Origin of the sequence: Roseburia sp. OF03-24 (assembly GCF_003463035.1) — a bacterium.
Taxonomy (GTDB): domain Bacteria; phylum Bacillota; class Clostridia; order Lachnospirales; family Lachnospiraceae; genus Roseburia; species Roseburia rectibacter.
This window is the reverse complement of sequence record NZ_QSCK01000031.1, coordinates 44,458-54,207: the sequence shown is the minus strand read 5'-3', so window position 1 is coordinate 54,207 and position 9,750 is coordinate 44,458. Positions and strand designations below refer to the sequence as shown.

The 9,750-nt window shown below is 40.1% G+C and carries 10 protein-coding genes; all 10 read right to left on the bottom strand.

Going from position 1 to position 9,750, the window contains the following annotated elements; genetic code table 11:
• Positions 1-172 precede the first annotated feature (172 nt).
• Positions 173-427: a heavy-metal-associated domain-containing protein gene (locus tag DXA60_RS14835; RefSeq protein ID WP_117922134.1), complete on the bottom strand. Its 255-nt coding sequence runs from the start codon at positions 425-427 to the stop codon at positions 173-175.
• A gap of 18 nt (positions 428-445) precedes the next feature.
• Complete coding sequence (locus DXA60_RS14830; protein WP_117922133.1) at positions 446-928, bottom strand: Fur family transcriptional regulator; 483 nt, start codon at positions 926-928, stop codon at positions 446-448.
• A gap of 15 nt (positions 929-943) precedes the next feature.
• A complete protein-coding gene (locus DXA60_RS14825; protein ID WP_117922132.1) occupies positions 944-1,081 on the bottom strand; it encodes a FeoB-associated Cys-rich membrane protein in 138 nt (45 codons plus the stop codon).
• A gap of 134 nt (positions 1,082-1,215) precedes the next feature.
• A complete protein-coding gene (feoB, locus tag DXA60_RS14820; RefSeq protein ID WP_117922131.1) occupies positions 1,216-3,408 on the bottom strand; it encodes a ferrous iron transport protein B in 2,193 nt (730 codons plus the stop codon).
• 133 nt (positions 3,409-3,541) lie between these two features.
• Positions 3,542-3,763: a FeoA family protein gene (locus DXA60_RS14815; RefSeq protein ID WP_117922130.1), complete on the bottom strand. Its 222-nt coding sequence runs from the start codon at positions 3,761-3,763 to the stop codon at positions 3,542-3,544.
• Positions 3,764-3,815: 52 nt separating this feature from the next.
• A complete protein-coding gene (locus tag DXA60_RS14810) occupies positions 3,816-4,028 on the bottom strand; it encodes a FeoA family protein (RefSeq protein WP_117922129.1) in 213 nt (70 codons plus the stop codon).
• A gap of 269 nt (positions 4,029-4,297) precedes the next feature.
• Complete coding sequence (locus DXA60_RS14805) at positions 4,298-6,649, bottom strand: sensor histidine kinase (RefSeq protein WP_117922128.1); 2,352 nt, start codon at positions 6,647-6,649, stop codon at positions 4,298-4,300.
• The gene (locus DXA60_RS14800) at positions 6,618-7,322 is read right to left on the bottom strand and encodes a response regulator transcription factor (protein ID WP_117922127.1); all 705 of its coding nucleotides are present in this window, start codon (positions 7,320-7,322) and stop codon (positions 6,618-6,620) included. The genes DXA60_RS14805 and DXA60_RS14800 overlap by 32 nt, the downstream gene beginning before the upstream one ends.
• Before the next feature lie 319 nt (positions 7,323-7,641).
• A complete protein-coding gene (locus tag DXA60_RS14795) occupies positions 7,642-8,835 on the bottom strand; it encodes an ATP-binding protein (RefSeq protein ID WP_117922126.1) in 1,194 nt (397 codons plus the stop codon).
• Positions 8,836-9,142: 307 nt separating this feature from the next.
• Positions 9,143-9,724, bottom strand: a complete 582-nt coding sequence (locus DXA60_RS14790; protein WP_117922125.1) for a methyltransferase family protein — start codon at positions 9,722-9,724, stop codon at positions 9,143-9,145.
• Positions 9,725-9,750 lie beyond the last annotated feature (26 nt).

Below are 9,750 nucleotides of genomic sequence, written 5' to 3'. Positions count from 1 at the left end.
TTGCCAATCGAAAACCCCCGGAACCACCCTACACGAGGAAACTCATGGCACCCGCAAACCAGCATTTATCGGAAATGTCATCAGCCTATAAAAAACAGGAATCCCACTTCTGGAATTCCTGCTTTTCGCGTAACCATTTTAAACCGTTACTTTTTTTCTATGCAATAGCTGTTTATTTCAAAAATCCAAACAACCCTTTTTTCTCATATGGCTCTTTTTTGACTGCCCCTGACTCATACCCTGTTCCGTCAATGACAGCCTTCAATTCCTGCTCATCGATATCCTGTTCCGTGATGATCACGGTCTGCTTTTTGCCATGAGAGGAAGATACTTTTTTGACCGGAAATGCCCCGCGAACTGCTTCATTTACATGATTTTCGCACATGCCGCACTGCATTCCGTCTACGTCCACCGTAATCTTTAACATAAATTTCTCCATTTCTTATCAGCCTGCTTCTTCACAGTCGCAGGACTGCACTACAACGCTTTTGATTCCCTGTTTGTCGACATAACCACATGCTTTTAAACCTGCAAGTACGACTGCATTCCAGCTTTTTGCGGATAATTCTTTTACAGTATCATCATCAAGTTCGATCGTACATGCCTTTTCTCTGTCACATACCGCCCCGCATGCGATCCGATACATATTTTTTCTGCTGATAGCCCCGATTTCTTCTAATAAATTGACCATGCGATAAACAGTTGCCGCGCCGATTCCCGGATCAACTTCTGCTGCTCTGTAATAAATTTCCTTGCAGCATGAACAATCTTCATTGAGAATCACGTCAAGCAGCATCAGACGCTGTTTGGTAATACGACAACCCTGTTCTCTCAATCTTTGAATGACAATTTCTTTCTGCATCTGGTTTCTATGGTAATTCGCCGTTTCATGATTTTTCTTTTTCTGACTGTTTACTCCTGCCGTCATGGTCTCCCTCCTGTATTAATGACAGTGCCCTCCGCACTGACTGCAATCTCCTCCGCACTGAAGAGATTTTCCGTTTTTCTTATCGTGAACCATGCTGCGGATGATAAGCCCTACAATTACCACAACGACTGCTCCCGTTACAATTGTTCCCATAAGATAATCCTCCTTGTTTTCCGAAGGAAAATGCGACTGCCACTGCAGGAGCAGAGGATTTTCCTCCTTGTTTTCCTCCTTGTTATAAATATGGCTGCCGTGTCAACACACGGCAGCCACTTTAGAAGCAGTGCTTATCTTGCGCCTGCCATGCCTTTTACATTTACTTTTAATGTATCGCTCTCTTTATAAGGTCTGAATAACAGATATAACAGACAAGCGATCAGTATGAATGCAACAACTGTTCCAATGCCGAACGTACCTGTTGTGATCAATGTACCGATCTGATAGATACATAAGGATACTACGTATGCGAGACCGCACTGATATCCGATTGCAAACCAGAACCATTTTGCATTATTCATCTCTCTCTTGATTGCTCCCATTGCGGCGAAGCAAGGTGCACATAAGAGGTTGAATACCAGATAGCCATATGCAGCTACCGGAGTCATAACAGCTGCAAGATTACCCCAGAACTCGGCACCATCTTCTGCAACTTCTGCAAAACCAAATAACATACCAAATGTTGCTACGACGTTTTCTTTTGCAATCAGACCGCTGACTGCTGCAACTGACATCTTCCAGCCGTTACCACTCTGTGTCCATCCAAGAGGTGCAAAAATCCATGCGATTGCGGAACCAACTTTTGCAAGAATACATTCTGCCTGTGCAGCCTCAAGTGTTGCACCTTCCAGACCATCAAAACTTAACATTCCAAAGCCAGCGTCCGTCCATCCAAAGTTCATTAAGAACCATAAGATGATTGTTGATAATGTGATAATTGTACCGGCTTTTTTGATGAAAGACCAGCCACGCTCCCACATACTTCTTAATACGTTTCCAACTGTTGGCCAGTGATATGCCGGAAGCTCCATAACAAATGGTGCCGGATCGCCAGCGAACATTTTTGTTTTCTTTAAAATAATACCGGAGCAGACGATTGCTGCCACACCTACGAAATAAGCACTCCATGCAACCCATCCGGCGTTGTTGAAGAAAGCACCTGCGATCAATGCGATGATCGGAAGTTTTGCTCCACAAGGGATGAACGTTGTTGTCATGATCGTCATTTTACGGTCACGGTCATTTTCGATCGTTCTTGAAGCCATGACACCAGGAACACCACATCCACTACCGATCAGCATCGGAATGAATGATTTTCCGGAAAGTCCGAATTTACGGAACACACGGTCCATGATGAATGCGACACGTGCCATGTAACCGCAGGACTCTAGGAATGCAAGGAACAAAAACAGTACAAGCATCTGTGGTACGAAACCAAGTACTGCACCAACACCGGAGATCACACCATCTACGATCAGACCTGTCAGCCAGTCAGCGCATCCGATATTTTCAAATAAGCTCTGTGCTCCCGGGATGATCCATTCACCGAAGAGTGTATCATTTGTCCAGTCTGTTAAAATAGCACCAACCGTCGTTACAGATACATAATATACCAAAAACATGACAACTGCAAAGATTGGGATTGCAAGCCAGCGGTTTGTTACGATACGGTCGATCTTATCGGACGTTGTAAGTTTTTCTTTATTGCTCTTTGTGATACATTCACCGATGATAGATGAAATGTATACATAACGCTCATTTGTGATAATACTTTCTGTATCATCATCAAATTTATCTTCCATTTCTTTGATCTCGTTTGATACATCCGGAACAGATTTCATCTGCTCTTTGATCTTGTCATCTTTCTCTAATAACTTGATTGCGAAGAAACGTTTCTGATCTTCTGCAACGATACCTGTCAGCTTGTTTTCAACTTCTGCAATCACTTCTTCAGCATCTTTGGAAAATTCATGTACCGGAACCATATTTTTCTTCTGCTGTGCAAGTGCTACTGCTTTCTCAGCAGCTTTCTGGATACCGGTTCCTTTTAATGCAGAGATCTCAACAACCTCACATCCAAGTTTTTTGCTTAACTTGTCAATATGTATCTTATCACCATTCTTTTCAACAAGATCCATCATGTTGACTGCCATGATAACCGGAATACCAAGTTCCATAAGCTGTGTGGACAGGTACAGGTTACGCTCGATATTGGTACCATCTACGATATTTAAGATAGCATCCGGTCTGTCGCTGATCAGGTAATTACGTGCAACGACTTCCTCAAGTGTGTACGGAGATAAGGAATAGATACCCGGTAAATCCATGATAACAACATCCTTATGTCCTTTTAATTTACCTTCTTTTTTTTCTACTGTTACTCCAGGCCAGTTACCCACGAATTGGTTGGAACCAGTCAAAGCATTAAATAAAGTTGTTTTTCCGCAGTTCGGGTTACCTGCGAGTGCAATTTTTACTGCCATAACTTTTCTCCTTTTATTTTAGTTTGCTACAACTTGCTTGTGTTTGTTTGTGCTGTCTTATGTTTGATTGTGCTGTCATGTGTTTGTTTTTTCTTCCTTTTGTTAGCACTTGCTAACATCAGGGCAAAAAAATTTACTCTACCTCGATCATCTCAGCATCTGCTTTTCTTAAAGATAACTCATATCCTCTTACAGTTACTTCGATCGGATCGCCAAGCGGTGCTACTTTTCTTACAAAAATATCAACACCCTTCGTGATGCCCATGTCCATGATTCTTCTTTTGACCGGACCCTCGCCAGTCAGTTTCTTGACCTTTACGGTACTGCCGCAGGCTACTTCTTTCAACGTCTTCATCGTTTCGCTCCTTTTCATTTTTGTATCATGAAACTGTGCTGTTGCAACAGTTTTATACCATAATTTTATTCGCCATATCTTTTCCGATCGCAACTCTTGAATCCTTGATGTTGACGATCATATTCCCGTCGATCTCTGATACGACTGTCACTTCTCCGCCTGGAACAAATCCAAGATTCTCTAAAAATCTTCTGGTTTCTTCTTTTCCACCGACTTTTTTAATAATACTCGGTTCTCCTGTGTTTAACATAGTAAGCGGCATCATTTCTTCCTCTTTTCTCCTACTGTATTGATAATGATTTTCATTTCTTACGTTGGTTAGTATATGCTAACGTTCATTAGATGTCAATAACATTATTGATATTTTTTCTCATTTATTTTCGTTTCATGCAAAAAAACGGATTGCAGGAAGTACTTTATACACTATTATCATCAAATTGCACAACATTATGGAATATTTTTCCATTTTATGTGCCATCATTGACAACAACAGATTTTTCTCCCACAATCCGTTTTCTATTCTTATTAGACAAATTATTGCTGTCTCAACTCAAAACTGACCTTTACTGTAAAAAGATCCGCCATCGTTTCCACTTCAAATATTCCTCCGCAGGCCTCCGTAAAACTTTTCGCAATCGAAAGTCCCAGCCCGCTTCCGCCATCGGTACGGCTCTCATCCCCTCTTGTAAAACGTGCGGTAAAATCCACATCCTGTTTTAATTCACTGCGCGATGTATTGCGAATATCTGCAACTGCAGCATTTTTCTCTGTTTTTAATGAAATATAGATCCGTGAACCCTCCAGCGAATATTTGAGTGCATTACCGATCAGATTCTGGAATACCCGGTACATCCGGTCTCCGTCGGCATATACCATGACCGCCTCCTTAGGTATATCAATTTTGAATTTGTACGGGCTCTTTTGAATCTCACCGTCCATATCTGCAAGTGTCTGCCGCAGAAGCTTTCCAAAATCAATTTCTTCCATCTCGACCGCAAGCTGTCCGGATGCCGCTTTGCTGACAGAAAATACATCCTGCACCATATTTTTCAGCCGCTCCGATTTTTCTTCCAGAATCCGGATATAATCCTGAATCTCCGGCGACAGATTTTCCTCCTGTTTTAAAAGTTCAATATAACTGATAATAGATGTAAGCGGTGTTTTAATATCATGGGATACATTTGCCACCAGTTCCACTTTCATGCGCTCGCTCTTGATACGCTCCTCTATCGCAGTTTCCATGCCCTGTCCGATCTGCTCTAACGTTTCTTCCATGGCGCGGATATCACTGTCTTGTGCTTTCACCATATCCGCCGGTTCATAATGTCCACTACTGATCTCTGTAATCCTTTTTGAAAGCTGTTCTAAAGATTTTGCCAAATTCCGGTTTCTTTTCTGATAGAAATATTCCATACCAAGCAGGATACAAAATACCCCTGCAAATCCGGTCAGCAGTAACAGCCAGTAAATAAAATTTGCCAGTCTGTAATTTACGATCAGCAGTAAAACAAGCATCACACAAGTTACCGCCAGCCCAAATACCGTAATTCCAATGATCCCATACAGAGCCCTTACCAGCCGTTTTGCAAATGGCAGGGACATATTTTTTGTCTCTGCCTGTGCGAGCAGTTTTCCGAAAAATCCATTTTGCCAGATTTTTTTATTATATTTTGCATCATTGATCCAGAAATAACAGAGCCAAAAAATCACCGGCAGTTCCACCAGACCCGGAAAATCATACTGTATCCTCAAGACAAGAAGCAGCACCAGAATCGTAGCTAAGATTTTCCATTCAAACCAGATTTTCGCACTCAGGGCGGCGATCACGCTATCTTCCTGTTTCTTTGCATCTTTGAAAAATCTGCTGGCACACAGACAAAGAATGCCTGCAATGATAAAATAAATTGCCTGTATATAGCGTTTATGCTGCTGCGTCCACCGTATGTTAAGATCGTAAAAAGAATTACAGATCCAGGAATTTCCGGCATCATCTTCTCCCATATACTGCACCGGATCTTTTGCTATGATGATCCGGATATCCGCTTTCTCCCAGGATTTTTTTCCCATCAGGTTTTGAAAACCCGGTACATACCAGTCCTCTCCCTCGCGGTAAATGCCATCTCCATAGACATCCTGCTCCACTCCGTCTTTTTCGATCGTCACTTTTTTCCCATCAAAATGAAATGCATAATTATACCCCTCCGGAAGATTTTTTAACAAAGCAGCCGTGTTGTTTTTCCCATCAGAGGATGCGCCATCTGATGATGTAGCATCTGTTACATCATCAGGCATATTTGAATACATTATTTTTCCGTCATAGCAGATCTCATAGAAAAAATTATGATCCTTATTAACGTCCGCAAAATATTCTTCTTCGCCTTTTTCCTGATAACCGGTACTGTCGTCAGACGCCATATAAATATGTTCCGTGTCTGACACCTCCTCATACGTCGTGGAAGAGTTCTCATCTGTGCCCGCAGTCTCTGCTGCATCCGGGTTTTCATAAATGTCCGACGTCGCAGCCGTGTCCACTACATACTCCGAAATTCTGTTATTTGTTCCAAACAGCCTATCAAAAAAATTTCCTCCCGATGACAGATAATCGTCAATATTTTCCTCAGTCACAGCACTGCCGCTATATCCGCTGTCCCCATGATAGTTTCCTGTCGCCACATCAAGAAACGTATAAAATCTGTTCAGCACGGTGTTTCTAAATTCTTTAGACTCCTGATAGTCCTTTTCTTTCAGTTCCGCACAGACCTCATCCACACCGATATAATAGCTCTCATATGCAAATCTGCCGATTCCTGCCATCAGCATACTGATTCCGATAAAGAACACTAAAAATACAATCCTATTTTTCCATTTTTTCGATTTTATAGCCAATTCCCCACACCACCTTTAAGTATTCCGGCTCTTTTGGATTGAGTTCAATTTTTTCACGGATGCGCCTGATATGGACCATGACCGTATTTTCGCATGCATACCCCTGCTCATTCCAGACACGCTCGTAAATTTCCTCCGCCGGGAAAACGCGTCCCGGATGTTTCATCAAAAGCTCCATGATCTTTGTCTCCGTCGCAGTCAGTCTGACTGGCTCTTTGTCCACATAAAGCACTCGCTCATTCGTATGAAACTCCAGTCTGCCATTCGTGATACATCCATCATCATCTGCTTTATGAATATCCCCAAGACTTGTATACCTGCGGAGATGACTTTTCACACGCGCTGCTAACTCCTGTGGATTGTAAGGTTTTGCCACATAATCATCCGCTCCCATGGACAGTCCTAAGACTTTGTCTGTGTCCTCACTCTTTGCACTGAGCACAATGATCGGAATGTTTTTTCGCTCGCGTATTTTCAATACCGCAGATAATCCGTCGAGTTTTGGCATCATGACATCCATGATCACCAGATGTACCTTCTGCTCCGCTATGAGCTCTAATGCCTGCATGCCATCATACGCTTTTAATACCTGATATCCCTCCTTTTCCAAAAGTATTGCGATTGCCCTTACGATCTCACGATCGTCATCCACGACTAATATACATTCACTCATGCTGTATTTACTCCTCCTTAAAGCCTATGTCTATCTTATCCGGGGCTTCTTACAAAAAAAGTGGGATATTTCTTACAGATTTCTTACAATTTTCCACCGTTCTTATTATTTTTCTCCCTTTTTGCTATTCATTTTGATTTCCGCTTTTTTTATTTCCATAGTAATATACTCCATTCCAACAACGATTTTAATTTCTTTGCCTCATCCCGCCAAATTTAAAGTTATCAATTATACCATCACTCAAGTCGATTTTTCTATAATGAGCTTCCGCAGGCCGTGAAAATTCCTCATCTGTTGGAACAACATTTTCTTCACAATACTATTCTCGTAACCATCTACAGATATCAACCACTCGCACTCCTTTGTAATCATAAGTTTCGTGATGTGTTCTTGCAATTATCATCTTAGGATATGCATCTCTTATTGCAAGCAAAGGCGAATATTCTCTTTCAAATGTTTTTTCATCTGAAATATTATCGCTTACCTGAATATATATTTGAGCCTCACGTTTCTTAGCCACAAAATCCACTTCTTTTTTATAGAGTTTTCCAACATATACCTCATATCCTCTTCTGCGTAACTCCAGATAAACAATATTCTCATAAACTCTTCCAAAATCCATGTTTCGTGTACCATTGACTGCATAACGGAATGATGAATCGCAAAGATAATACTTACTATTGTTCGCTAAGTATTTTTTTCCCTTTAAATCATACCGTTTTGCTTCATAGAACAGAAAAGCATTTTCCAAGTAACCAATATACTTCGATACCGTCTTTCTGCTTATCTCACTTTGATCAATCTTTAAGGTTTTGCTGATATTATTTGGAGAAAGTAAGTTACCGATATTATCCATCATAAATTCTGATATATTGGTAAACTCTGATTTATTTCTTATCTTATACTTTTCCACCAAGTCTCTGATAAGAATAGTTGAATACACATCTCTAACATAGTCATACTGTCTATCCTCAGTCTTATATACATAAGCCCCCGGCATGCCACCAGTTCGGACATACTGATCAAATGCATCATCATATCCATCTGTAATTTTATAATAAGTTAGATATTCCACGAAAGAAAATGGATATACCTTTATTTCCATCGTTCTTCCAGTAAAAAGTGTTGCTAAATCTGAACTCAGCAAAAATGCATTTGAACCGGTAATGTAAATATCATAGATTCCTTTTGCGTAAATACTATTGATTGCAAGCTCAAACTGAGGACACAACTGAACCTCATCAATCAATAAAACATTAGCCATGCCCTCTTTGTGCTGATCCAAGATGTACTTATGCAATGCGTGATATTCTAACAAATAATCAAACTCTAATTCCTGAAGATTTATCATTACAATATTTATGGGTTTCTCTAATGACTGCAAGTATGTAACGAACTCTTGCAACAATACTGATTTGCCGCTTCGTCTGATACCCGTGATAACTTTTATATCTGGTGTTCCATACAATTCAATCAGTTCATCTAAATACTTTTTTCTCACTATAAGCTGCATGGTGCCATCTCCTATTCCCGCTTTTAGAATTTTTTTCATTTTTCGGTAATATGATTTTCAGACACATATTAACACAATCTGTGTCTTCTGTCATTATTCTATTCCCACTTTTAAAAAAATATTCATTTTTCGGTAATAAGCACCCACAAAAACCAATCTACAGTACTATCTAAAAAAAGAAGCCAGCATATTGCACAATGTCATTAGGTTAACATTGGCATATTACATGGCTTCCTACTTATCTTTTATAACCAATTTGTAAGATGAATTTTTATTTATCAAGTAACTTTACAATCTCCACAGGAAGTTATCTTTTTCTTCCTAAATATCGGCATACTTTTGATTTGTATTGCAGGTACTCATTTCCGAATGCTTCTATCAAAAAATCTTCCTCTACATTGACTACCTGTAAATGAAAAAATACCACTGCAAAACCTGTGGCAAAGCAAAGAAACCAATTAAAGAACGAAAACAATATTCCTATATACATTAAATCAAAACCCAAAAATGCAGGATTTCTGCTAATAGAATAGATGCCTGTTGTTACCAAATTGGTCTTTTCTTCTTTTTGCACACCTGCTCTCCAATTTTCCTTCATCTGTGTAACAGAAACAATAAAAGCAAGTACACCGAACATTGTTATTACAACTCCTGTAAATTGCAACACAATATATGCTGTTCCCGAATAAAACACAATACTGATAATCTGTATTACAGGAAGCAAATATGTGATTATTTTAAGAGCTACTTCTATAAATTTGACAAAACCCTCTTTTCCTTTCCCTAATTGGTCTGTCTTTATGCCTTGCTTTTTCTGACTAATCAGCTTTGCAAAATAGCAGATGTAGAACACTGCCATCAGTGAAATTGTAACAATTTTTATTATCATCGTGTACCTTCAACCTCCGATTGAGA